Origin of the sequence: Roseateles sp. (assembly GCF_039595595.1) — a bacterium.
Taxonomy (GTDB): domain Bacteria; phylum Pseudomonadota; class Gammaproteobacteria; order Burkholderiales; family Burkholderiaceae_C; genus Roseateles.
Map to the genome: position 1 here is coordinate 219,790 of NZ_JBCNLG010000003.1, position 23,826 is coordinate 243,615.

Here is a 23,826-nt window from a genome sequence, read left to right on the forward strand (position 1 = left end):
GACACGGGTCGCCTTATACCGCGCCAAGGTGTCTGGCGCCTGTCGGCATTGACGCGGGGCGCGGGCGTGGCGACCATCGAGGCTTGTCCGCGCGGGTCCGCAGGCCCTGCACAGGAGCGACCATGGCCGAGACCGACAAGCTCTTCGCGGGATCGATCCCGCGCGCCTATGACACGCTGATGGTGCCGTTGATCTTCGAGGCCTACGCGGCGCACACGGCGGCGCTGGTCGGCGGCATGAAGCCGGGCGCGGTGCTCGAGACAGCGGCCGGCAGCGGCGCCGTCACGCGCGCGCTCGCACCGCGGCTGGCGGCCGATGCCCGCTATGTCGTGACCGATCTGAACCAGCCGATGCTCGATTACGCGGCCGCGCGCCAGGGGGCCGATGGGCGGCTCGAATGGCGGCAGGCGGACGCGCTGCAGTTGCCGTTCGAGGACGGCTCATTCGATGTCGTGGTGTGCCAGTTCGGCGCGATGTTCTTTCCGGATCGCATCGCCGGTTACGTCGAGGCGCGCCGGGTACTGCATCCGGACGGCCGCCTGGTCCTCGCCGTCTGGGATCGCATCGAGGAGAACGCCTTCGCGAATGAGGTCACCGCGGCGCTGGGTGCGCTGTTCCCGCTCGACCCGCCGCGGTTCCTCGCGCGCACGCCGCATGGTTATCACGACCTGGCGCTGATCCGAGAGGACCTGCGCCACGCGGGCTTCACCGGCATCCAGATCGACACCCGGACGGAAGAGAGCCGCGCCGCCTCGGCGCGCGACGCAGCCATCGCGTACTGCCAAGGCACGCCGCTGCGAAACGAGATCGAGGCGCGGGACGCGGGCGCGCTCGATGCCGCGACGGATCGCGCCGCCGAGGCGATCGCGGCTCATCATGGCCGCGGGTCGGTGAGCGGCAAGATCCAGGCGCATGTGATCGTGGCAGCGGCGTAAGCCTCCCACCAGTGAACTCCCTCGCCCCGCTTCGGGGAGAGGGAGGGGTGAGGGGTCGCGCCACAGCGCTGCTGCCCTTCGAAGCACCCCCCTCTCCCCTGCCCTCTCCCCCCTCGCGGGGGGCGAGGGAGTTCTTGCGCAAGGCCTCAACTCCGGTTCGTCGCCCGTTCCTGCAGTTCACGCCACGCCGCTGCATCCTGGTCGCCTGCTCCTCGCAAGTCGGTGGGTCGATGACGACACTGACTCCATCGACACAGCCAACCGCCTCAGGAGCCCACCATGACCACCACCCGCTTCCACGTCGCTTCCGCCACCAACACCACCATCAAGGCCGTCGTCTTCGGCGCCCTGGCATCGATGGCCCTGGTCCTCGGAATTGCCCATGCCCAAGGCCAGCGCGAACTGCGCGCCTCGATCGTGACGCTGGATCCGGTGGTCATTTCCGTCAAGCGCGAGCAACTGCCCACGGTCTACGTGACCGGCCGCCGCGACGCCTCGGCCAACACCAGCGAACAGGCCTCGGCCCAGTGATCCCGAACGGTTGCGCTGTCTCCACGGAGCGATCCACGGAGCATTCCGCGGACTGACCGAACGGATCGCCCTCCAAACAAGAACGCCCGGCTCATGCCGGGCGTTTTGCTTTGGCCGGACGCGTCGAGCGCCAACCGTTGCCTTCAGTGTAGCGACCACCCCGGGGCTTGCACCAGCACCCCGGGCGAACTCCAGAATCGCCGCCCGACCATCAGTGATTCAACGAATCAGGAGTACTGCCATGCACACCACGGACGTCACCGACACGAGCTCGCATGAGGTCGTGATCGCCGGCGGCGGGCCCACCGGCCTCATGCTCGCCAGCGAGCTGGCCCTGGCCGGCGTCGACGTCGCCATCGTCGAGCGCCGCGCGGACCAGACGCTGGCCGGCTCGCGCGCCGGTGGCCTGCATGCGCGCACGCTCGAGGAACTCGATCAACGCGGCATCGTCGAGCGCTTCCTCGCCGAGGGACAGGTCGCGCAGCGCTGCGGATTCGCCTCGACCAAGCTGGACCTGAGCGACTTCCCCTCCCGGCACGCCTGCACGCTCGGCCTCTGGCAGAACCGCATCGAGCATCTGCTCGCCCTTCGCGCCGAGGAACTCGGCGTGCACTTCCACCGCGAGCGCTCGGTGGAGGACTTCGTCCAGGACGAGGGCGGCGTGACCATCAAGACCTCCGAAGGCCTCGTGCTGAGGGCCGCTTACCTCGTCGGCTGCGACGGCGGACGCAGCATCGTCCGCAAGCGCGCGGGCATCGCATTCCCGGGATGGGACGCGACCGAAAGCAACCTGCTCGCCGAAGTCGAAATGAGCGAGCCGCCGCCGCTCGGCATCCATCGCACGGCGCAGGGCACGTACTCGTTCGGCAAGCGCGACTACGAGATCCGCAATGGCGAAATCCTCTACAAGGACGGCGGCCCGATCCGCGTGATGGTGCCGGAAGCCAGCGCCAGCGCCCGCGGCGAGCCGACGCTGGACGAGCTCCGCGCCGCGCTCATCGCCACATGCGGCACCGATTACGGCTTGCACTCACCGACCTGGATCTCCCGCTTCACCGACGCCGCGCGCCAAGCAGCGAGCTACCGCGACCGCCGGGTGCTGCTGGCCGGCGACGCCGCGCATGTGCATTCGCCGGTGGGCGGACAGGGTCTGAACACCGGCGTCCAGGACGCGATGAACCTGGGCTGGAAGTTGGCCCAGGTCGTCCAGGGCGTGTCGCCCGAGGCGTTGCTCGACACCTATCACGCCGAACGCCACCCCGTCGGCGCGCGCGTGCTGCGATACGCGATGGCAGGCGCCACGCTGCTCCGCCAGGACGACGGCATCGGCGCGCTGCGCGACACGCTCGGGGAACTGCTCGTCCTGGACGAGCCGCGCAAGCGCCTGGCCGGCGACCTCTCGGGGCTGGGCATCCGCTACGACCTCGGCCCCGGACATCCGCAGCTCGGACGCCGCATGCCGGATCTGGACCTCATCACCGACGATGGTCCCTGCCGCGTCTTCAGCCTGCTGCATGACGGACGCGCCGTGCTGCTGGATCTCGGCGGGGGCACGGCGGGAAACGCATCACTGGCGCGTTCATCCGGTCGGCTGCGATGTCTGAGCGCTCGCCCTGTCGGGCCATGGGAGCTGCCGGTGATCGGCACGGTCACGCCGCCCACGGGCGTGCTGATCCGTCCCGACGGTTACGTGGCCTGGGTCGGCGAAGGCAGCGCGCGCGGGCTCGACGAGGCCTTGCGCACCTGGTGCGGCGTTCACGCGGCCTGAGCCCGGCCGGCATCGCCCGCGGCTTCGCGTCCTACGCGCGGGCGCGTCCTCGCCCGACACCGGCGCGCGGGCGCCAAGTCTAGGCTCGACCCATGGGAGTACATCGACTCATCGGGCGCCTGGCGATGGCGCCGTTCTCCAAGGCCCTGCCCGCGATGGGCGACACCGAACGCGCGGCACTCGAAGCCGGCACCGTCGGCTTCGAGGGGCAGCTCTTCGCGGGCCGGCCCGACTTCGACGCTCTGCTCGCGCAGGGCCCGAATCGCCTCACCGACGAGGAGCGCCGGTTCCTCGACAACGAGGTCAAGACGCTGATCGGCATGCTCGACGACCATGCCATCGACACCGCCGGCGATCTGCCACCCGAGGTGTGGCGCTACCTGCGCGAGCATCGCTTCTTCGGGATGATCATTCCCAAGGAGTACGGCGGCCTGGGCTTCGGCCATTACGCGCATGCCGAGGTCGTGACCCGCATTGCCACGGTCAACACCGCCTGCGCGGTGACGGTGATGGTGCCCAACTCGCTCGGCCCGGCCGAGTTGCTGCTGCGCTACGGCACGCCGGCCCAGCAGCAGCACTACCTGCCCCGTCTGGCCGATGGCCGCGAGCTGCCCTGCTTCGGCCTGACCTCGCCCTACGCGGGCTCCGACGCGGCATCCATCCCCGATCGCGGCGTGCTCACCGAGCGCACCATCGATGGCCGCGTGGTGCGCGGCTTCAGCGTGCGCTTCGACAAGCGCTACATCACGCTCGCGCCGGTGGCGAGCGTGGTGGGCCTGGCCTTCCAGGCGGTCGACCCCTCGCGTCCCGAGGGTGAGCAGGAGCTCGGCATCACCTGCGCGCTGCTGCCGGTGCCCACGCCCGGCATGGACATCGGCCGCCGGCACCACCCGATGAACTCGGCCTTCATGAACGGCCCGATCCGCGGCGAGGACGTGTTCGTGCCGATGGACTGGGTGATCGGCGGCGAGGAGCGCGTCGGCCAGGGCTGGCGCATGCTGATGGAATGCCTGGCCGCGGGCCGCGCCATCTCGCTGCCGGCGCTGGGCGCGGCGATGCAGCAGACGGCGCTGTTCGTGGTCAACGGCTATGGCCAGGTGCGTGAGCAGTTCGGCCTGCCCATCGGGCGTTTCCACGCCATTGCCGGCATCACCGCGCGGATGGCCGCGCGGCTCTACGCCACCGATGCCGCGCGCCGCTACACCGCCGCGGCCCTGGACGCCGGCGAGCGCCCCAGCGTCGCCAGCGCGATCCTCAAGGTGCAGCTCACCGAAGCCGGCCGCAGCGCGGTCAACGAAGGCATGGACGTGCTCGGCGGCAAGGGGATCATCGCGGGGCCGCGCAACCTGCTCGGCGTCGCGTATCGGCACGCGCCGATCGCGATCACGGTGGAGGGCGCCAACCTGCTGTCTCGCGCGCTGATCATCTTCGGCCAGGGCGCGACCCGTTGCCATCCCTTCGTGCTGGAGGAGATGGCGGCCGTGCAGGCGCAGGATCCGGAGCGGCTTGGGCGCGCGCTGATGAGGCATGCCGGCCATGTGATGCGCAATCTGTGGCGCAGCCTGATCCATGCACCGTTGCGTGGCCAGCCGCCCGACGGCCTGCGGAGCGAGGCCAAGCTCATCGCCTCGCTGTCCGCCCGCTACGCGCTCACGGCCGATGTCGCCATGGGGCTGCTGGGTGGCAAGCTCAAACGCATGGAGTTGCTGTCGGCACGGCTGGGAGACGTGCTCGCCGCACTCTACCTGGCCGCGGCCAGCGTGTGGCGGTATCAGGTCGAGAACGAGCCCGCGATGCTGCCGGTGGCGCGCGCCGCGATCCGCCTTCAACTGGACGAGGCCGCGTCGCTGCTTCGCGAGCTCTATGCGAATCTGCCCTCGCGCCTGTTGCGGGCGATGGCACCGATGTTCCTGCACGGCACCGGCCACCTCGCGCCGCTGCGCGACCGCGAGTCCATCGCGCTGGCCGAGGCGCTGCGCACGCAACCGGCGCTGGTGCAGCGCCTGTGCCCCGATGTCTCGCGACCCAAGAGCGGTGGTCTGCTCGATCTGATGCGCGCGCTCGAAGCGGCCCGCGCGCTCGGCGACGAGGTGCCCAAACTCAACAAGGCGCTGCGACGCGCCGGCTCGCTCGAGGAGGTGGCGCGCGCGTCACGCGATCCCGAGGCCGCGCTCGCCTATCTGCGCGCGGCCGAGGAAGTGATCCGCGTGGACGAGGATCAGGGCGTCAGATAGAAGTCCATGGGGATGAGCTCGACGGCCCATCCGCCCTCCTCGCCCAAGGTCGCGGCCGGGTGCATCGAGGCCAGACGCAGCGCTTCCTCGGGGGTCTCGGCATCGATGATGAACAGGCCGCCGACGACTTCCTTGGCCTCGGTGTACGGGCCGTCGGTGACCTGCGTCCTGCCGCCCCGCGGACGCAGGGTCTTCCACTGCTCCAGGTCGCCGAGCGACGCGGACACGAGCACCTTGCCGGTGGCGCGCATCTTCTCGTCCAGCGCCGGGCATTGGCTCACCAGCGCCTTGACGTCCTCCGGCGACATCTGAGCGAATTTCTCGGGGGTGAAGTAGGCCAGGCCAAGGTATTTCACGGAAGGTCCTTTCAGGGTTGATGCCTTGACGACGAAGCGCGAGATCGGAAATCGACAGCGATCTCAAGATTCCTCGTTCAATGGAAGCTGTAGCAACGCCGCTCGGTCGTTGGATCCGTCCGGATCACCGGCAGATCGATCAGTTGCTGCCCGATGCGCACGCGCGGCATCGCCAGCACCAGCGCGTTGGGCGGCCAGAACTCCAGCAGGCGGAAGTACTCCGGCGTGCCGGGCTCGTTGACGAAGCGATCGAAGCCGGAATTGATGCGGAAGTCCGATCCCACGATCGGCTCCAGCGGCCGGAACCCCTGCCCCTTCATCGGGACGTCGTAGGTCTCGCCGGTCTTCAGGTCGAGCAGCTTGAAGGTCGCCTGCTCGAACTGGAGCGTGGTGCCCTGGTGCACGAACAGCTTGGCGCACAGCGCCGCATCGGCGCCCTGGCGGCCGGCGGGATTCCCACGGCAGTGCCCGACCGCGATGGCGAAGCCCGGATGATCCAGCCAGAGGTCGTCCGCGAGCAGGCTGGTCTTGATGAGAGGAACGGGCTCCTTCACACTGAGGCGCTGGATGCTCCGCTCGCCGCAACTGACGCAGCCTGCGAGGAGCGCTCCCGCCGCGACGGCCGTCACCACGACAAGTACTCGTCCGATGCCGTTCATTCAGCCTCCCGTCTGATTCGAGCCGTTTCCATGCCGGCATGCCGAGAATCTATCCCAGGACGGATCAGGGGAATGGGCTTCACCTCCCCTCTGCCCTACGCTGTCGATTTCCCCCGCCGCCATTCGTCGTGCAAGGGGGCGGCAGTACGCCGCGCCATCAACCGGAGAACCGCAATGAACTACGTGGATGGATTCGTGATCGCCGTGCCGACCGCCAAGCGCGAGGCCTATCGCCAGCTGGCGCAGGACGCCTCGGCCGTGTTCAAGGACCATGGCGCGCTCAGCGTCGTCGAATGCTGGGGCGATGACGTCCCGGACGGCAAGGTGACCTCCTTCCCGATGGCCGTGCAGCGCAAGCCCGACGAGACCGTGGTGTTCTCGTGGATCGTCTGGCCGTCGCGTCAGGTGCGCGACGTCGGGATGAAGAAGTCGATGGAAGACCCGCGGATGAACCACGATCCGAAAGACATGCCTTTCGACGGCCAGCGCATGATCTTCGGCGGGTTCCAGATCATCGTGGAAGCCTGAGCGAGGAACGCCCGGGCGTTCGCCCCGATGAGGCCTGCGCTTCGCGGGTCGCGCAAGTGGGCGGCGGCCGAGGCTCAGCGCGGCGTGAACTCCACGTTGGACGACACGTAGCTGATCGGCATGAACACGCCGCCGCCGACGTACTGCAGGTGCAGCGCGTCGCCCTGCCCGCCCGAGAGCGAGCCCGTGACGCCAGGCGTCGTGGACGGCCGGCGGACGCCGCCGTAGAGTGCCGCGCCCGACTTCGCCGCCAGCAGCGTCTGACCATCGGCGCTGCTGGACACGGAGGACCACGCACCGCCATCGGCCGAGGCGCGCCAGGTCGTGCCGCCGTCCGGGGACTCGTAGAGCGTGCCGCCACTGGTGGCGGCGACGACATAGCGGCCATCCGCGGAGCTCGCGATCCCGCGCCAGTCGCGGTTGGTGCCGACGGGCTCCCAGGTGGTGCCGAAGTCGCTGGAGCGCCAGACGCTGCCCGTGTCGACGGTCGCGACCATGCGCTTGCCATCGGACGAGGACGCCACGCTCCACCAGAACTGGGCGGAGGCTCGCGGGGTCCAGGTCACGCCGAAATCGGTCGACACGAAGATCTGCGCCCCGTTGGTGACCGCGGCGAGCACCCGTCCATCCGCCGAGGAGCTGACCGCGCGCCAAGCACGGCTGGAGTCGCGCGCCGTCCAGTTGGCGCCGCCGTCGGCGGAGGTCCAGATCTGCCCCAGGTAGGCCGTGGCGACGAGCCGCAGGCCGTCCGCCGAGCTCGCGACCGCGCTCCATGCGCGGCTGCTGCCGTCGTTGTTCCAGTTGTTGCCGCCGTCGGTCGAGGTGTAGAGCGCTCCGCCATTGGTCGACGCCACGATGCGGCTGCCGTCCGAGGACATCGCCACGCCGGACCAGGCTTGACCGGTCAGCCGCGGCGCCCAATGGGCGCCAGTGTCGCTCGAGGTCAGCAGCTCGCCCGACGAGGCGGCCGCGACCTGCTGCGTGCCGTCGGCCGACATGCTGGTGGCGACCCAGGTGGCGGTGGGCGCTTCGGCGGTCCAGTCGATCTTGTTGCCACCGGGCAGACCGACCGTCGCGATGCGCTGTCCGGCGTTCTGGGCGACGCTCCATCCGCCGGTGCCCACGCCCGTGACCTTGATCCAGTCACCGATGACGGGCGAGGCCGGCAGCGTGATGACCACCGGCGTGGCGGCATTGGCGAGGTACCCCGTGTTCGGCTCCGCCTGCACGGTCGAGGCGGTGACATTCACCCACCGCGTGTCGGCGGGGGCCGCGCTGCAGAGATACGCCGTGGAGCTCACCTCGCCCGCGTCCAGGACGCCGCTGCGATTGCTGTCCACGCCCGACTGCACCCGCTGCCCGCCATACGGGCAATTGGCGCCAGCCGGCTCCGATGCGAGCGCCACCAGCGCATCGAAACCGGAAGCGCCCGCTGGGCCGCTTGGGCCGGTCGGCCCGGCGGGTCCCGTGGCGCCGCCCGCACCGCTGCACACGTAGGCCACGCTGCTGGCTTCTCCGTCTTCGAGCGAGCCGTTGCCGTTGGCGTCCGTTCCGGCCAGTACCGCGGAGCCGCCTAGCGCGCAATTGGCGCCCGCCGCCTCGGCACGCACGCGCACCAGCACGGATTGGCCATTGGCTCCTGGCTTTCCGTCGGCGCCGTTGCAAACGTACTGCGTAGAAGAGACTTCCGAGTCGGCGAGCACGCCGTTGCCATCGGCATCGCGGCCTGATTCGACGCGGGTGCCCGCGGCGGGGCAGCGGCTGCCAGCGGCCTCCACCGCCACGCGGACCAGCGTGGGCCGGGTGTCGGAGGGGACTTCTTGCGGCTTGGCGCTCAAGTCGGAGGAACCTCCCCCGCACGCGCTCAGAAGGACGGTTGAGCAGGCGATCCCGGCGGCGAGCAGGCGGCGCAAAGGCGCGGCAACGCGCGCGTCGTGATGACGTCGGTCGAATCTGTCGAATGGCATGGCGGTCGTCGAACGCGCGCATGAGCGCCGCCCCTGCGGCGCCCTCCCTGGCGCGAAAGTGCGAAGTATCGGTGCGCGCGGTACCGGGGGACTATTCAAGAACACCCGGACGGGCGAACTCAGCGCGTCGTGAAGCGGTGGACGTTGCCGGGCTCGCCTGTTCAGCGACCGTCTACTTCACCGTATAGCTCTGCGCCGCCGTGTCATAGGCGCCATTGCGCGCCGGGTCCCAGTAGGTGAAGTTGAATCGCACGACGTCGCCCTTCTTCAGCCCGGTGGCCGTGTACGCGTTGCCGCTGCCTTCCTTGAGCATCCGCACGTTCAATTGCCTGCCGCCATTGACCGTGTAATGCACATCGGCCCAGGTCCCGGTCGGCTCGGTGAACTTGACCGTCGTCGCTGTCGGCTGGCTGATGCCGGCCGGGGGCGGCGGTTCCTGCGTCGTCGTGCCGGACTCCCACACCACGTCATCGATCGCGAACTGGAAGGCCGAGGCCGGCAGCCGGTTGTTGTCGCTCGAGATCATGAAGATGTCCGCGATCGACTGCAGCGCCACCTTCGGCCCGATCAGCGTCGACACCGGGATCGTCGCCTGCGCCCATTCGCCATTGCGCACCATGCCGAATGCCGTCGTATTGGCGGGGAAGTTCACCCACGACTGGTTGGTGTAGGTGTCGCCGATGCCGATGTTGAAGGACACGTCGGCCGGGATCTTGATCCGGACCTTCACCTGGCCATTGCGGAAGTTGGTCAGGTCGCGGACCTGGCGCGACTGGATGCCGCCGCCGAACCACTGGCCCGGCGTGTTGTAGCTCCACGCGATCACGTTGCCGCCTTCGTACGGCAGGATGTTGCCCGCGCCGGTCGAGGCGCCGTTCCACAGGAAGATGTCCGAGGTGCTGCCCGCCACCAGCTTGTTGTTGACCGCCGTGTTGTCGGTGAACACGCCGAACTTGCCCACCTCCGGCACCACCTGGTTGCCCAGCTTCACCTCGCCCTTGCCATCGAGCTCGTACACGCGGACGTAGTCGACATACATCGTGGCGGGCAGCGGCGCGGTGACCTGCGACGGCGTCGCCGCATCGGTGAAATTGCCGCCCACCGCCATGTTCAGCAGCAGATAGAACGGCGCCTGCAAGGCGGCCGAATTCACCGGCAGCGGCGCGTCGTACATGTCGTGCTCGCCGTCGTTGTCCACGACGGTGAAGCGCATCTGGCTTTCGGTCCAGTAGAAGCGGTACTTGACGAAGCGGTTCGCGAAAGACACCTGCGGCCGGTACCAGTTCTTGGTCTGCCAGGCGGTGGACGCGGCGCACGATTCGTTCCCCGGCACGCAGGCGGCCTGCGACCAGGTGATCACGTTGGAGCCGACGTAATAGTCCGGCGACGGCGCGCCCGCGGCGGCCCAGGCGGAGGCGCGATGGCCCTGCTCGACGATGTCGATCTCGCCCTTGCGCGGCCAGACCTGCGGGCTGGTGCCGAGCAGCCAGGCGGCCGGCCACAGGCCGGTGGTGACCTGCGGCGTGGCCATGCGGATCTCGATCATTCCGTACTGCACCTGCACCTTGCCGTAGGAATCGATCTTCCCGGAGGTGAACTCGTTGCTGCCCACGGTCTGCCTCAGCGCGCGGATCGCGAGCGCGCGAGTGCCGGGTTCGAAGGGCACGTCGGCGATCGAGAGGTTGTTCGGGCTGTAGGACTCGAGCTCCGCGTTGCCGTAGCCGCAGAGATTGATCTGGCAGCCGTTGCCGTCGAACGGCGTCCAGAGGGCGGTGTTCAAGGTGGCGCCGTTGAACTCCTCGGACCACAGCAGTCGGCCGATGGTGGGGTTGGTGACGCTGGCGCCGGCCTGCGTGGCGGCAGTGACCAGCAGGCCCAATGCGGCGGCGCGCACGTCAAGGCGTTTTGGAAATCCCATGCTTGTCTCCAGAAGATGTCGAAGGGGTGCGGGAGAGCACCGATCGGCACGGTCCGGCGAGCGCTCTGCGGCGCGCGTCCTGGTCCGCGACTTCTCCAGCGAGGCGCATCCTAGGGAAGTTCCAACGATTTTGAAAGCGCTTTCAAGCCATTGAGGGTTTTCGATGGCAACGGCGTCTGGCGACGAGCCCCCCTGCCCTCTCCCCCTTCGGGGGCGAGGGAGTTCTCTTCGGCGGGCAGCCGCGGATCCTGGCCGCGCGGTACGACGCTTCGAACTCCCTCGCCCGCTTGCGGGAGACGGCGGGGGTGAGGGCCGCGACCGACCGCAGGCGCTCAATACATCGGCCCTCGCCGCCGCCTCATGGTTTCGAGCATGGCCTTTGCCATCTGAGCCTCCTCGCCCCACCCCGACAGCCAGTCGAGGACCGAGTCAAAGGCCAGGACGGGCTCGCTGTCCCAGACGTTCACGCCCCAGACCGGCGAGTCATCGTCCCGACTGCATCGAATGAACTGCTGGTGGTCGCCCATCCGGTCCAGGATGACGACCGCGTCCGCCGGAAGCCGGAACTTGCGCGAGCCATCGCGCCGGCAGTCATCCGTCAGACGCATCGCCACGCCGTAATCGGCTTCCACATGATCGTGGTCGAAAACGCCTCCGCCGCCATGGCCCATCACGGACAAGAAGGCCCGATACGTTTGGGGAAGACACACGCCGTGCGTGCGCTCGAGGATCACGATCTCCTCAGCACTGCATCCGCGCAATGCCGAAGGATCAACCGCCCCTGAATGCTCGAGCGCTTGAAGGACGAGAAGAAACTGTTCCGGATGCATTGCTGGCGACATGAGCCTGGTCGCCGCACTCTACCCCCTCACCGCCCACGCCGCCTTCGTCGCGAGATACAGCACCGACGGCCCCGGCAGGCATCCCGGCCTGGCACGGAAGGTCGCCTCCGGAGCCCCATACGGCAGCAGCCTGCGGTCCGTCGCCGCCAGGCCCAACGCCGGTTGCCACGCGATGACAACGCAGTCATCAGTCGTTACCGAATCTGACCAGCCCTTGCGGACCTTGCTTCGACACTGCGCGTGTTCACCCTTCTTCCACTCCATTCACACGCCATGCGCTCACTTCCCCGTCGATTCGTCCCGCGCGCCAGCCTCGTGGCCCTCGCCTTCGGCGCGGTCGCGCCCGCATACGCCGCCCTCAGCGTCAACGTCGCCCAGGACCTCTGGTCCGGCGGCTTCTGCTCCCGCGCCACCATCCGCAATCCCGGCACCGCCCCCAGCGGTGCCTGGACCCTGCGCTTCGACATGCCCAAGGGGACGATGAACAACAGCTGGAGCGGCCAGTTCAAGCTCGAATCCGGCAGCACCTACGCCGTCACCGGCCTGAGCTGGAACTCCCCCGTCGCGCCGGGTCAGAGCTTCGAAGTCGGCTTCTGCGGCACCGGCACCGCGCCCAGCCCCACCTCCTTCCGCATCGCCGAAGCGGGTTCGGCTCCAGCTCCGGCTCCGGCTCCTGCACCAGCACCAGCACCAGCACCAGCACCAGCACCAGCACCAGCACCAGCTCCGGCACCGGCACCGGCACCGGCACCGGCACCGGCACCAGCCCCTGCGCCAGCGCCTGCTCCTGCACCGGCGCCCGCGCCCGCTCCCGGCGGCGATCTCTCCGTTCCCGCGACGGGCCAGTTCAAGCTGCCGTTCAGCGTCGCCGCCGACGGCCGCATCCTCGACAGCCAGGGCACCGCCGTCTCGATCCGCGGGGTCAACTGGTTCGGCTTCGAGACGCCGGATCTCGTCGCCCACGGCCTGTGGCAGCGCAATTACAAGGACATGATCGGCCAGATGAAGGACCTGGGCTTCAACGCCGTCCGCCTGCCCTTCTGCCCCGCCACGCTGCACTCGACCGGCCGCCCCAGCGGCGCGCTGAACACCAGCATCAACCCCGACCTCGCCGACAAGACGCCGCTGCAGGTGCTGGACCGCGTCGTGGCCGAGTTCGCGTCGCGCGGCTTCTACGTCCTGCTCGACCATCACCGCCCGGACTGCAACGCGATCTCGACGACGCCGCAGATCCCCGGCTACACGCTGGACCAGTGGGTCGCGGACCTGAAGTTCGTCGCCGACCGCTATCGCAACGTGCCCAACGTCTTCGCCATCGACCTGAAGAACGAACCGCACAGCAGCGGCGGCAGCGGCGCCTTCTGGGGCACCGCCGACGCGAGCAACGACTGGAAGCTGGCGGCCGAACGCGCCGGCAGCGCGGTGCTCGGCACCAACGCCAAGCTGCTGGTGTTCGTCGAGGGCGTGTCCGACAACCAGGGCCGCTGCGAGAACCCCGATGCCCACTGGTGGGGCGGCAACATCGAGCCCTACGCCTGCTATCCGATCGACGAGACCAGGATCCCGCGCAACCGCCTGGTCCTGTCGCCGCACATCTACGGCCCGTCGGTGAGCAGCCAGCCCTACTTCGGCGACGGCACCGGCTTCCCGAACAACATGCCCGCGATCTGGCAGAACCAGCTCGGCCGCTTCATGGGCAAGAACGCGGTGGTCCTGGGCGAGTTCGGCGGCCGCTTCACCGACAAGGACCGCCAGTGGCAGGTCAAGTTCGTCGACTGGCTGAAGTGCAAGGGCGTGCGCAACTTCTTCTACTGGTCGTGGAACCCGAACTCCGGCGACACCGGCGGCATCCTGCAGGACGACTGGCAGAGCGTGTCACAGGACAAGTACAACAACCTGAAGCGGCTGTGGGACGGCTCGGCGGTGGACGCGGCCGTCTGCAAGTAAGCCGCCGCGGCCTTCACTGACCGAAGAACACGCGCCGCACGAAGCGCGTCGCGTCCTCGCGCGAGGCCTGGAAGGCGGCCTCGTTGCGGCCGACGTGCGCGCCGCGCGTCATGCAGGCATTGATGAAGGCCGTGAGCTGGTCCGCCGGAATGACCTGGCCGGTGCGCTCGGAGGTCACCACCCAGGTCGGAATGTCGGTGCGGATGACGCCGCAGGCGTAGCCGCTGGTCGCATCGGCCCGGTAGCGCACCGGCAGCAGGCTGTCCCAGGCGTGATGCGCATCCGCGTAGCGATGCGTCTCCACCGGCGTGCCGAGCGCGGCGTACTCGGCGGCCAGGGCCTCGCAGGGCTCCGGATGCGTGTAGTCGTCGGCGGCCCCGACAAGGTTGAGCAGCGGCGCGCGCGTCAGGTTCGGCGAGGTGTAGATCTGCGAGCACCCGGCATAGGCCGCGATGTGCAGCGCGAAGGCCTGGCCGGTCTTCACGACGGCGCGCAGGAAGGGCAGCTCGGCCGTCTGCAGCGCCACGGTGCCGCCGCGCGAGAAGCCCATGATGCCGATGCGCCGGGCGTCGATGCGCGGGTCGGCCGACAGCAGGCGCAGCGCCTGGAAGGCATCCATCACGTTGGCCGCGGCCGGCACGCTGGTCTGGTCCGCGGCGGTCGACGACACGCCGCGCGGCGCGAAGCTGTCGACGATGAAGGTCGCCACGCCGATGCCGTTGAAGGCCTTGACCCATTGCTGCAGCCCCGGCCCCACGCCATCGCTGCCGTGCGCGAGCACGATCGCGGGCACCGGTCCGGCGAAGCCCGCCGGCAGGCTGAGATCGCCCCACACCGGCGCCGGGACCCATTGCGCGCGGCGCTCGCGTGCGAGGTCGAAGAGCGACTTGGGCGTGAAGCTGTCGAAGGCGATGCGGGTGCTGTCGTCAGCGCGCGCGGCGGTGACGGACAGGCCGAGCACGCACACGGAGATCAGGACTCGGAACAGTCGATGCATGAAGGCTCTCGGGCAGTGAAGGAAAGCGGTGGAGCGCCTGACCGGCGCTCCTCATGAACGGGCCGCCACTTCCGCCACAAGTGGCGCGAGCGGCCGCCGGAGGTTAACCGCGAGCCGCCACGCGGCCGGCTCGACAGTTGTCCCGCCCATCAGGCACATTCGCGCCCTCGGCCATTCCCTCGGAACGCTTTCGATACAGACATCCCCCACCGAGGGCACCGACACTCTCGCCCCATGAACAAGCTGAACCGGTTCCTCCACGATTTCCTCCCCGCCTGGGCCGCCGAGTGGCTCGACATCCTGGTCCCGCTGATCGAGGTCGTTCTGATCGGCCTGGGCGCCTGGCTCGTGATGCGCGTCGCGCGCCACCTCACCCGCAAGCTGACCAGCACCTATGCGCTGCCCGTCACGGTCGCCACGGTCTTCCTGCGCTCCGTCGCGGTGCTGATCTACGGCGGCGCCGTGCTCTGGGCGCTGGAGCGGCTGGGCGTTTCCGGGGCCGTGCTGTGGACCGCCTTCACCGGCTTCGCCACCGTGGGCGCGGTCGCGTTCTTCGCCGCATGGAGCGTGCTGTCCAACCTCTTCTGCGCGCTGCTGATCTACGTCACCCGCGCCTTCCGCATCGGCGACGTGGTCGAACTGCTGGAGTCGGGCGACAAGCCCGGTGTGAAGGGCCGCGTGATCGACATCAACCTGGTCTACACGACGCTGCTCGAAAGCGGCGACCCCGCCAGCGGCACCAGCCTGCAGTTGCCCAACAGCCTGTTCTTCCAGCGCGCGCTGCGGCGCTGGCACGGCGCGGCGGCCGACGGCGCGATCCTGCCCGCACAGCAGATCCGGACTTGAATGACTTTCGGGCGCCACGGCCGGCCTTGCATTAACGTCGGCCCCTTGCCCATTTCAAATCGGAATCCCGCATGAGCACCACGCGCTTTTATCCCATCGGGTCCCCCGGCGTACCCTGGGGAGAATCGGAACGCATCGCCTGGCGCGAGCGCCAGGTCCGCTCACGCAGTTATCAGGACGATGTGGTCCGCCGCGTCGAGGCACTCGACGGGCCCTTCGAAATCATCCGCTATGGCCAGTTGAACTACGGCGGCGACGAGTTTCCGCTGCTCGCGCTGAAAAGCCGGACCTGGCATGCGATGCGCCCCGTGGTCCTGGTGACCGGTGGCGTCCACGGGTATGAAACCAGCGGCGTACTGGGCGCTCTGCGTTTCGCCGAGGCCCATGCGGCCGATTATGCGAACGACGTCAATATCCTCGTCGTCCCCTGCGTCAGCCCCTGGGCCTACGAGCGCGTGTGCCGCTGGAATTACTTCGCGGTCGACCCCAACCGGAACTTCGGCGCCAGCCGCGACGCCGCCGAATCGTCGGCGCTGATCGAATTCCTGGCCCCCTACGCCGGGCAGTTCCTGCTGCACATCGACCTGCACGAGACCACCGATACCGACGCCACCGAATTCACACCCGCCAAGGCGGCCCGCGACGGCAAACCGCACGAACCCGAAACCGTGCCCGACGGTTTCTATCTGGTCGGCAACAGCGAAACTTCGCGGCTCGATTTCCAGGAATCGGTGATCCAGGCCGTCGAACGGGTGACCCATATCGCGCCGGCCGACGAGAACGGCCAGATCATCGGATTCCCGGTGATCGCCAAGGGTGTGATCGAGTTTCCGGTCCGCGAGGCGGGTTTGTGCGCCGGCGTCACGCGTGCAAGATTCTCGACCACCACCGAGGTCTATCCCGACAGCCCGCGCACCACGCCCGAGGCCTGCATCGAGGCCCAGGTGACCGCCGTGCGCGCGTCGCTGGATTTCGCGCTCGCGCACGCGCATTGAGCCGGGGCTCGCCCGCTCAGTTCAGCACCGACCTCCTGCGCGAATAGCCGAAGTACATCAGCAGCCCCAGCGCCACCCACACGCCGAAGGCGATCCAGGTGGTCGGCTGCAGGAAGGTCATCAGCGTGACGCAGAGCGCGATCGCCAGCAGCGGCACCACCGGCACCGCCGGGCAGCGGAACGCCCGCGGCAGGTCAGGCCGCGTGCGGCGCAGCACGATCACCGCCAGCGCGATCAGGCAGAAGGCCGCCAGCGTGCCGATGTTGATCAGTTCGGCCAGCACGTTCAGCGGCACCAGCGCCGCGATCAGGCCGAACAGCCCGCCCACCAGCCAGGTCGCGAAGAACGGCGTGCCATGGCGCGGATGCAGCGCCGACAGGCGGCGCGGCAGCAGGCCGTCGCGCGACATCGCGAAGATGATCCGCGTCTGACCGTAGGTCATCACCAGGATCACCGTCGTCATGCCGACGATGGCGCCCAGGTCGACGAAGCCGGCGAACCAGGTCTCGTTGGCGCGCTGCAGCGCCAGCGACACCGGGTGGTCGACGCCGACGAACTCGCGGAACGGGACGATGCCGGTCATGATCAGCGACACCAGCACGTACAGCGCCGCGCAGACGGCCAGCGAGCCGATGATGCCGATCGGCAGGTCGCGGTCGGGGCGCTTGACCTCCTCGGCCGCCGACGACACCGCATCGAAGCCGATGAAGGCGAAGAACACCAGCGCCGCCGCGCTCAGCACGCCGCTGGCGCCGAAGGGCGCGAAGGGCTGCCAGTTCTCCGGTCTGACGTGACGCGCGCCGACCACGATGAACAGCAGCACCACGGCGATCTTGACGACCACCATGATGTTGTTCAACCGGCTGGACTCGCGCATGCCCAGCGACAGCATCGCCGTCAGCCCCAGCACGATGAGGAAGGCCGGCAGGTTGAACCAGGTCTGCGCCTGCGGCAGCGCCCCCGGCGCCGCGGTCAACGCGACCGGCAGCGAGACGCCGAATCCCGACAGCAGCGACTGGAAGTAGCCCGACCAGCCCACCGCCACGGCCGACACCGCCAGGCCGTACTCCAACATCAGGTCCCAGCCGATGATCCAGGCGACCAGCTCGCCCAGCGTCGCATAGCTGTAGGTGTAGACAGAGCCGGCGACGGGGATGGAGCTGGCGAACTCCGCGTAGCAGAGCGCCGCGAAGGCGCAGGCCAGCGCGGCGATGACGAAGGAGATGGTCAGCGCCGGTCCGGCGGTGAGCGCGCCGGTGCCGGTCAACACGAAAATGCCGGTGCCCACGATGGCGCCGATGCCGATCAGCACCAGGTCCAGCGGACCGAGCACTTTCTTCAGGCCGTGGCCGGGGGCGCGCGATTGCGCGAGCAGGTCGTCGAGGTTCTTGGTTCGGAAGAGGCTCAAGTCGATCTCCAGGGACTGCCGGGGAGGAGGCGCGAGGCCAGGACCTTGTCCGGATGAAAACCGTGCATTGGACCAGATCCCTCCGTTCGCGCCGCGACCGTGTCACAGGCGCTGAGGTACCCTGTCCGGGACGGATCCCGGCTCCCCCGGGATCGACAAAATCAAGGGACACGCCGTGAAAACCATCGACGAAATGCTGAACCTGGACCTGATCACGATCGAGCAGCACCGGGAGATCGGCGCCTGGATCGAGCGCTCGCGCACCCCGGAACAGATCCTGGAGATGCCGAGCGATCTATGGCAGGCCGTGGAACGTGCGAGCGAGCAGATGGGCGTCGATGCCGACCTGCTGCGGCCGCCGTCACTGGACGCGGGCGGGCTGCTGCACGGCTGACGCCGCCCGGCCCCGCCTTTGGCTCACTCCGGCTCGATGCCGGCGGCCTTGATGATCTGCCCCCACTTGCGGGTTTCCGCCGCCTGGAAGGCGCGCAGCTCCTCCGGCGTGCTCGACCACACGTCCACGCCGGCGCCCTCGAAGAAGGCCTTGGCGGGCGCGCTGCGCAGCGCCGCGAGGAGCAGCTCGCGCAGCCGCTCGACCACCGGCGCGGGCGTCGCCGCCGGCACGTAGGCGGCAAACCAGTAGCTCATGTCATAGCCCTTGACGCCGGCCTCGTCGATCGTCGGCACCTCGGGCAGCAGCGGCGAGCGCCTGGTCATCGAGAAGCCCAGCGCCCTCACCTTGCCGGCCTTGATCTGCGGCAGGCCGGTGGCCGTATCGGTGATCATGAAATCGACCTGGCCGCCGATGAGATCGGTCAGCGCCGGCGGATTGCTCTTGTATGGGATGTGCAGCAGCTGCGTGTGCGAAAGCTGCTGGAACTGCTCCCCCGCCACGCGGCTCGAGGCGCTCCCGCTCCCGAAGCTGACCTTGCCCGGCTCGCGCCTGGCACGCGCGATCAGATCGGCCACGCTCTTGTACGGGCCATCCGCCTTGACCACCAGCACCTGCCCGCCCTTGCCCAGACCCGTCACCGGCGCGAAGTCCTTGACCGGGTCATACGAGAGCTTGCGGAACAAGTGCTGATTGGCCGACTGCGTCGTGTTGGTCGCGATCAGCACCGTGTACCCGTCCGGTGCCGCGCGCGCCGCCTGCTGCGCGGCGAGCATGCCGCTCGCCCCCGCCTTGTTGTCGACGACTACCACCTGCTTCGTCTGCTCCGAGATCGCCTGCCCCAGCGCCCGTGCCAACTGATCCGTCGCACTGCCCGCGGCGAATGGCACCAGGAACGTGACCGGCTTGCCCGGATAACCCGCCGCCGCCTGCGCGAACGCCGGCACGCCCATCGCCATCGCGGCAAGACCGGCCGCAGCCAGCACGGCCACGCGCCGCGTCATCATCGGCTTCAACATCATCAGGTCGCCTCCATCATGGGATCGTCAAAATTCCTCAGCCAGGGAAGCAACTCCCCCGGCACTTCCAAAGACATCGCCAGCACCACGAAGGACAAGGCCTTGCCGTGGCTGTCAAGATTCAACGCATCATTCACGCCACCATCGAGCACACCATCCAGCACGAAGTTCATCGCGTGCAGATGCGGCAGCAAATGACGCGTCACGCGCTGTGGGCGGCGAGTTGAAAACTGCCGGGCTACCGCCTCCTCGGTCAACTGTTCGACCAGCAACGGGTACAAGGCCGCGGACCAGGCAATCACGCTGATGTTGGAACGGTCACCCTTGTCACCCGTCCTGCCGTGAGCGGCGTGGCGCAGCGGCACGCTGCGGGAGCGGTGGGCGGGTGAGGCCGCTTTCGTGCGGTCGGGCAAGCGCGGGCTCTCCACGGGGCATGGGGGATCCCTCCTGGACCCCCAAGCCCCATTCCGGCCCCACCGAAGCTCGCTGACTTCACGTTCCTCGACACGCTCTCTGCGCGCGTGGGGGAACGTCACGGCGTATGGAGCAAGCTCGCGCGGGAACAGCGTCGACCGCAGGCCCAGCCGCAACCTCACGTTCGTTCTCACGCCGCCACCGCCCGCGGGACCACAGGTGTACAGCGCCGTGACCTCGCGCGTCAGACGGTCCGCACCCGCACGAGTCGGATGATTCGCAGCGACACGCAAGCGCACGTCGCACCCGTCACCCGCCGGATACGCCGCCAACGCCCGCCCCGCGTCATCTCCCAGCACACTCGTCACACCGATCAGATCGACACGCAGCGGGCCCTGCCACCCTCCCGCATCGAGCCGCTCCCGCAGCACCTCGGCCGCAAGCCGCGCGCGCGCCTCGGCGCCCGGTCCCGCATAAGAGATTTCACCCTCCGCCAGCCAGCCATTGGCGAAGAACACATTCGCCTTCAGCGCGCGCGGCCGCGGATGACCGCGCACGCCGCTCAGCCTCACCGCCTCCGCGCCGGCACACTCGACACGCGCGTCGCCGATGTCCGCGATGACGTCCGGCGTCAGATAGGCCGCGGGATCGTGCAGCTCATACAGGAGCTGCTCCTTGACGGTGTGCTCGTCGAGACAACCTCCCGTCCCATCGGCCTTGAACACCGTGCAGGCACCATCGGGCTCGATGCGCGCAATCGGAAAACCGACCCGCGCAAGACCCGGCACGTCCTTGAATCCCGGATCGGCGTAGTAGCCGCCGCAGACCTGCGCGCCGCATTCCAGCAGATGACCCGCCATCGTCGCGCCCGCGATCCGATCCCAGTCGTCCAGCGCCCAGCCGAAATGCGCCAGCGCCGGCCCGACCGTCAACGAAGGATCGGCCACGCGCCCCGTGACGACGACATCGGCGCCACGCCGCAGCGCTTCGGCGATGCCCTCGGCTCCGAGGTAGACGTTCGCGCACGCGATGTCATCGTCGGCGAGCGGATCCCCGTCGCGAGCCAGCGCCTGCGCGAGCCACGCGCGCTGCTCCGGCGAAGTCAGCGCGTCGCCGCCGACGACCGCCACGGCAGGCTCGCCCAGACCGAGCTCCGCGGCCAGCGCCCGCACGCGGCGCGCGGCGGCAGGCGGATTCGCCGCGCCGAAGTTGCCCACGATGGGAATGCGATGCCGCAGGCAGTCCGCCAGGATGGGCCGGAGCATGTCGTCGAGCAGCGGTTCATAGCCGGCCTCGGGGTCGCGCTGACGCGCCAGTTGCGCGAGCGCGAGCGTGCGCTCGGCCAGGGTCTCGAAGATCAGCACCGCCGGACCGCCGAGCCGGATCAGCGTGTCGACGACAGGCCTTGCGGCATCGGTGCGGTCGCCCGAGAAACCCGCCGCGCATCCCACCAGCAGCGGCCCCGACGCGCGGGAGAGCGCTTCGGCGGAGGTCTTGGCGCGGCTCTGCGGGTCAGCATCGGTGGAGGTGTCCATCCCGGCGACTCTAGAGGCTTCACGCGCCGGCGACGTTTCGGTTCTCCCTAGGCGTGGGTTCGCGGTTCTGCACTCGGGTTGACCGGTTCAGATCGAAAAGTTATACTTATTCATTAAATATCGATCAAATTCATCTTTTGATCGCCCTGGCGCTACTCGCGGAGCACAGCCCTCCCGTCGCGGCGCAGGTTCGCCGCCGGGTCCGTCCCGGTATCTCCGGCCGGTCTTCCGGCCCCACTGCCACGCCAGGCTCGACCGGGCGGCGCCCCTCGACCAGGCCCGCCGTCCGCGACACGAGTCCCCAGCGGGCACTGGCCTCGCCTTCGCTTTCCGCCGTGCCCGCTGGCAGCCCGAGAGGCCCGCCGGGGCCGCCGCGTGCCCATCCGGCCTCCTCTCCACTGATGGCGTGACCGCCGCCGTGCCCGCGCGTTCGCGCGACCGCGTCCCACGGACGCGTTCGGGCCGGCGCCCCGTCCCTCTCGTCCCTCTTTGCAGGAAAGGAGTCATGCCGCATGGCCAAGGCAATCCACATCGATCACGTGTTCAAGGTCTTCGGCGACCGTCCCCAGCAGGCGCTGGCGCTGGTGCGCGAAGGCCTGGACAAGCAGGAGATCCTCGCCCGCACCGGCCAGTCGATCGGCGTGTTCGACGCGAGCTTCGACATCCGCGCCGGCGAGATCTTCGTGGTGATGGGCCTGTCGGGCTCGGGCAAGTCGACGCTGGTGCGGCTGCTCAATCGCCTGATCGAACCGACCGCCGGCCGCATCGTGATCGATGGCGACGACATCAACGCCTATGCCGATGGCCAGTTGCGCGCGCTGCGGCGCAAGGACTTCGGCATGGTGTTCCAGTCGTTCGCGCTGATGCCGCACATGACCGTGCGGGACAACGTCGCGTTCGGTCTGGAACTGGCCGGGACGGGCCGCCGCGCGCGGCTCGCGCAGGCCGCGCAGGCCCTTGAGCAGGTGGGTCTGGCCGGCTGGGGCGAGAAGTATCCGGACGAGCTGTCCGGCGGGATGCAGCAGCGCGTCGGGCTGGCGCGGGCGCTGGCGTCGGATCCGTCGATCCTGCTGATGGACGAGGCGTTCTCGGCGCTCGATCCGATCATCCGGTCGGAGATGCAGGCCGAGCTGCTGCGGCTGCAGCAGGTGCGGCGCCGCACGATCGTGTTCATCTCGCACGACCTGGACGAGGCGATGCGCATCGGCGACCGCATCGCGCTCATGAAGGACGGCCACGTGGTGCAGGTGGGCACGCCTGAAGAGATCCAGCGCGCCCCCGCCGACGACTTCGTCCGCAGCTTCCTCAACGCCGGCCGGCGCACGGAAGACGCCACGCCTCCCACGTCCGCCACGTCCGCCGCGCGCGCGACGCTCACGCATTGAAGGTCTCCCCGATGAACGACACGATCCTCCAACCGGTCGAGCTCGCCTCGTCCGAGGCCGCGCGCGCCGCGATGCAACTCACGCCGCCGATGCCGGCGCCCTCCCCCGATCCCTGGGAAGCGATGGCCACCGCCCCCGATCCTTCGGCCGCGAGCGCGTGGCTCGACGCGCCCGCGCATGCGGCCGGCCAGGCGGCCGCCCATGCCGCGAATCACGCGGACGCCGCCAGCGGTTTCCACCTGCAGCAACTGTGGGACGGTTCCCTGCCCATCGCGGCGTGGATCAACCAGGGCCTGGGCTGGGCGGTCGAGCAGGCGCGTCCCTTCTTCCAGTCGGTGCGGCTGCCCATCGATGCGACGCTGCATTCGGTGCAATCGATGCTGACGGCCCTGCCGGCCCTGCCGGCGATCGGGGTGCTGGGGCTGCTGGCCTGGCAGTTCGCCGGCGCGCGCATTGCCGCCGGCACGGCGCTGTCGCTGCTGATCGTGGCGATGCTGGGCATCTGGCCCGAGGCGATGGTGACGCTGTCGCTGGTGCTGACCTCCCTGGTGTTCTGCGTGCTGATCGGCCTGCCGCTGGGCGTGCTGCTGGCCAGCAGCGACCGCGCGCAACGCTGGATGCGGCCGGTGCTGGACGCGATGCAGACGACGCCCGCCTTCGTCTACCTGGTGCCGGTGGTGATGCTGTTCGGGATCGGCGACGTGCCGGGCGTGATCGTGACGACCGTGTTCGCGATCGCGCCATTGGCGCGCCTGACCAGCCTGGGCCTGCGACAGGTGCGCCCCGACCTGATCGAGGCGGCGCGCGCCTACGGCGCCTCGCCCTGGCAGATGCTGATGAAGGTCCGCCTGCCGCTGGCGATGCCGTCGATCCTGGCGGGCATCAACCAGGCGCTGATGCTGTCGCTGTCGATGGTGGTGATCGCGTCGATGATCGCGGTCGGCGGTCTGGGCCAGATGGTGCTGCGCGGCATCGGCCGCCTGGACATGGGCCTGGCGACGATCGGCGGGGTCGGCATCGTGCTGCTGGCCATCACGCTGGATCGCCTGACGCAGGCCGTGGCGCGGCCGCGCCGCGGTCAGGCGCGCTGGTGGCGCACCGGCCCGGCCGGCCTGCTGCTGCGGCCGCTGCGCCCGCTCGCGGCGATCGGA

At 69.2% G+C, this 23,826-nt stretch carries 17 protein-coding genes and 4 pseudogenes; 11 read left to right on the forward strand and 10 right to left on the reverse strand.

The annotated features are described in order from the left end of the window. The first annotated feature begins 122 nt into the window (after positions 1 to 122). From ABDW61_RS06115 to ABDW61_RS06130, 4 genes are all read left to right on the forward strand, one after another. Positions 123 to 935 (forward strand): methyltransferase domain-containing protein, encoded by an 813-nt coding sequence (locus ABDW61_RS06115; RefSeq protein ID WP_343637262.1) that lies wholly within the window; start codon positions 123 to 125, stop codon positions 933 to 935. A gap of 279 nt (positions 936 to 1,214) precedes the next feature. After that, entirely contained in the window at positions 1,215 to 1,466 is a 252-nt protein-coding gene (locus ABDW61_RS06120) for a hypothetical protein (RefSeq protein ID WP_343637265.1), read from the forward strand. 241 nt (positions 1,467 to 1,707) lie between these two features. Beyond that, a complete protein-coding gene (locus ABDW61_RS06125) occupies positions 1,708 to 3,234 on the forward strand; it encodes an FAD-dependent monooxygenase (RefSeq protein ID WP_343637267.1) in 1,527 nt (508 codons plus the stop codon). A 92-nt stretch (positions 3,235 to 3,326) separates the two neighbouring features. Beyond that, entirely contained in the window at positions 3,327 to 5,468 is a 2,142-nt protein-coding gene (locus ABDW61_RS06130; protein WP_343637269.1) for an acyl-CoA dehydrogenase, read from the forward strand. On the opposite strand, the gene ABDW61_RS06135 is transcribed toward ABDW61_RS06130, so the two are convergent. Both ABDW61_RS06135 and ABDW61_RS06140 read right to left on the reverse strand, forming a co-directional pair. Beyond that, on the reverse strand, positions 5,453 to 5,824 hold the full coding sequence (locus ABDW61_RS06135) for a YciI family protein (protein WP_343637271.1): 372 nt from the start codon (positions 5,822 to 5,824) through the stop codon (positions 5,453 to 5,455). The genes ABDW61_RS06130 and ABDW61_RS06135 overlap by 16 nt on opposite strands. A gap of 77 nt (positions 5,825 to 5,901) precedes the next feature. After that, the gene (locus ABDW61_RS06140) at positions 5,902 to 6,378 is read right to left on the reverse strand and encodes a hypothetical protein (RefSeq protein WP_343637273.1); all 477 of its coding nucleotides are present in this window, start codon (positions 6,376 to 6,378) and stop codon (positions 5,902 to 5,904) included. Between the two features lie 279 nt (positions 6,379 to 6,657). Between ABDW61_RS06140 and ABDW61_RS06145 the strand changes: the two genes are divergently transcribed. Beyond that, positions 6,658 to 7,011, forward strand: coding sequence for a DUF1428 domain-containing protein (locus ABDW61_RS06145; RefSeq protein ID WP_343637275.1), 354 nt, complete (start codon positions 6,658 to 6,660; stop codon positions 7,009 to 7,011). Between the two features lie 74 nt (positions 7,012 to 7,085). Here ABDW61_RS06145 and ABDW61_RS06150 read toward each other — a convergent pair whose 3' ends face one another. The 4 genes and pseudogenes from ABDW61_RS06150 to ABDW61_RS06165 all read right to left on the reverse strand — a co-directional run. Beyond that, a complete protein-coding gene (locus tag ABDW61_RS06150; RefSeq protein ID WP_343637277.1) occupies positions 7,086 to 8,849 on the reverse strand; it encodes a hypothetical protein in 1,764 nt (587 codons plus the stop codon). A gap of 301 nt (positions 8,850 to 9,150) precedes the next feature. Beyond that, entirely contained in the window at positions 9,151 to 10,896 is a 1,746-nt protein-coding gene (locus tag ABDW61_RS06155; protein WP_343637279.1) for a glycoside hydrolase family 16 protein, read from the reverse strand. 332 nt (positions 10,897 to 11,228) lie between these two features. Then, positions 11,229 to 11,726 carry an SMI1/KNR4 family protein gene (locus ABDW61_RS06160; protein WP_343637281.1) on the reverse strand — a complete coding sequence of 166 codons (498 nt, stop codon included), beginning with the start codon at positions 11,724 to 11,726 and terminating at the stop codon, positions 11,229 to 11,231. A 30-nt stretch (positions 11,727 to 11,756) separates the two neighbouring features. Beyond that, a pseudogene (locus ABDW61_RS06165) lies at positions 11,757 to 11,897 on the reverse strand (hypothetical protein); the annotation flags it as partial. A 114-nt stretch (positions 11,898 to 12,011) separates the two neighbouring features. On the opposite strand from ABDW61_RS06165, the gene ABDW61_RS06170 reads away from it, so the two are divergent. Then, a complete protein-coding gene (locus ABDW61_RS06170) occupies positions 12,012 to 13,685 on the forward strand; it encodes a cellulase family glycosylhydrolase (protein ID WP_343637283.1) in 1,674 nt (557 codons plus the stop codon). A 13-nt stretch (positions 13,686 to 13,698) separates the two neighbouring features. On the opposite strand, the gene ABDW61_RS06175 is transcribed toward ABDW61_RS06170, so the two are convergent. Further along, on the reverse strand, positions 13,699 to 14,682 hold the full coding sequence (locus ABDW61_RS06175; protein WP_343637285.1) for a dienelactone hydrolase family protein: 984 nt from the start codon (positions 14,680 to 14,682) through the stop codon (positions 13,699 to 13,701). A gap of 234 nt (positions 14,683 to 14,916) precedes the next feature. Between ABDW61_RS06175 and ABDW61_RS06180 the strand changes: the two genes are divergently transcribed. Both ABDW61_RS06180 and ABDW61_RS06185 read left to right on the forward strand, forming a co-directional pair. Then, entirely contained in the window at positions 14,917 to 15,528 is a 612-nt protein-coding gene (locus ABDW61_RS06180) for a mechanosensitive ion channel family protein (protein WP_343637287.1), read from the forward strand. A 71-nt stretch (positions 15,529 to 15,599) separates the two neighbouring features. Further along, a complete protein-coding gene (locus tag ABDW61_RS06185) occupies positions 15,600 to 16,523 on the forward strand; it encodes a M14 family metallocarboxypeptidase (protein ID WP_343637289.1) in 924 nt (307 codons plus the stop codon). Between the two features lie 16 nt (positions 16,524 to 16,539). Here the strand turns inward: ABDW61_RS06185 and ABDW61_RS06190 are convergent, their stop codons facing one another. Next, a complete protein-coding gene (locus ABDW61_RS06190) occupies positions 16,540 to 17,931 on the reverse strand; it encodes an amino acid permease (RefSeq protein WP_343637290.1) in 1,392 nt (463 codons plus the stop codon). Positions 17,932 to 18,106: 175 nt separating this feature from the next. Here ABDW61_RS06190 and ABDW61_RS06195 point away from each other — a divergent pair, with 175 nt between their 5' ends. Beyond that, on the forward strand, positions 18,107 to 18,325 hold the full coding sequence (locus ABDW61_RS06195; RefSeq protein WP_343637292.1) for a hypothetical protein: 219 nt from the start codon (positions 18,107 to 18,109) through the stop codon (positions 18,323 to 18,325). 23 nt (positions 18,326 to 18,348) lie between these two features. Here the strand turns inward: ABDW61_RS06195 and ABDW61_RS06200 are convergent, their stop codons facing one another. Continuing rightward, entirely contained in the window at positions 18,349 to 19,281 is a 933-nt protein-coding gene (locus ABDW61_RS06200) for a tripartite tricarboxylate transporter substrate binding protein (protein ID WP_343637585.1), read from the reverse strand. 611 nt (positions 19,282 to 19,892) lie between these two features. Next, a pseudogene (locus ABDW61_RS06205) lies at positions 19,893 to 21,212 on the reverse strand (acyclic terpene utilization AtuA family protein); the annotation flags it as partial. 590 nt (positions 21,213 to 21,802) lie between these two features. On the opposite strand from ABDW61_RS06205, the pseudogene ABDW61_RS06210 reads away from it, so the two are divergent. Further along, positions 21,803 to 22,597 (forward strand): annotated as a pseudogene (locus ABDW61_RS06210) (glycine betaine/L-proline ABC transporter ATP-binding protein); the annotation flags it as partial. A 149-nt stretch (positions 22,598 to 22,746) separates the two neighbouring features. After that, a pseudogene (gene proW / locus ABDW61_RS06215) lies at positions 22,747 to 23,808 on the forward strand (glycine betaine/L-proline ABC transporter permease ProW); the annotation flags it as partial. Positions 23,809 to 23,826 lie beyond the last annotated feature (18 nt).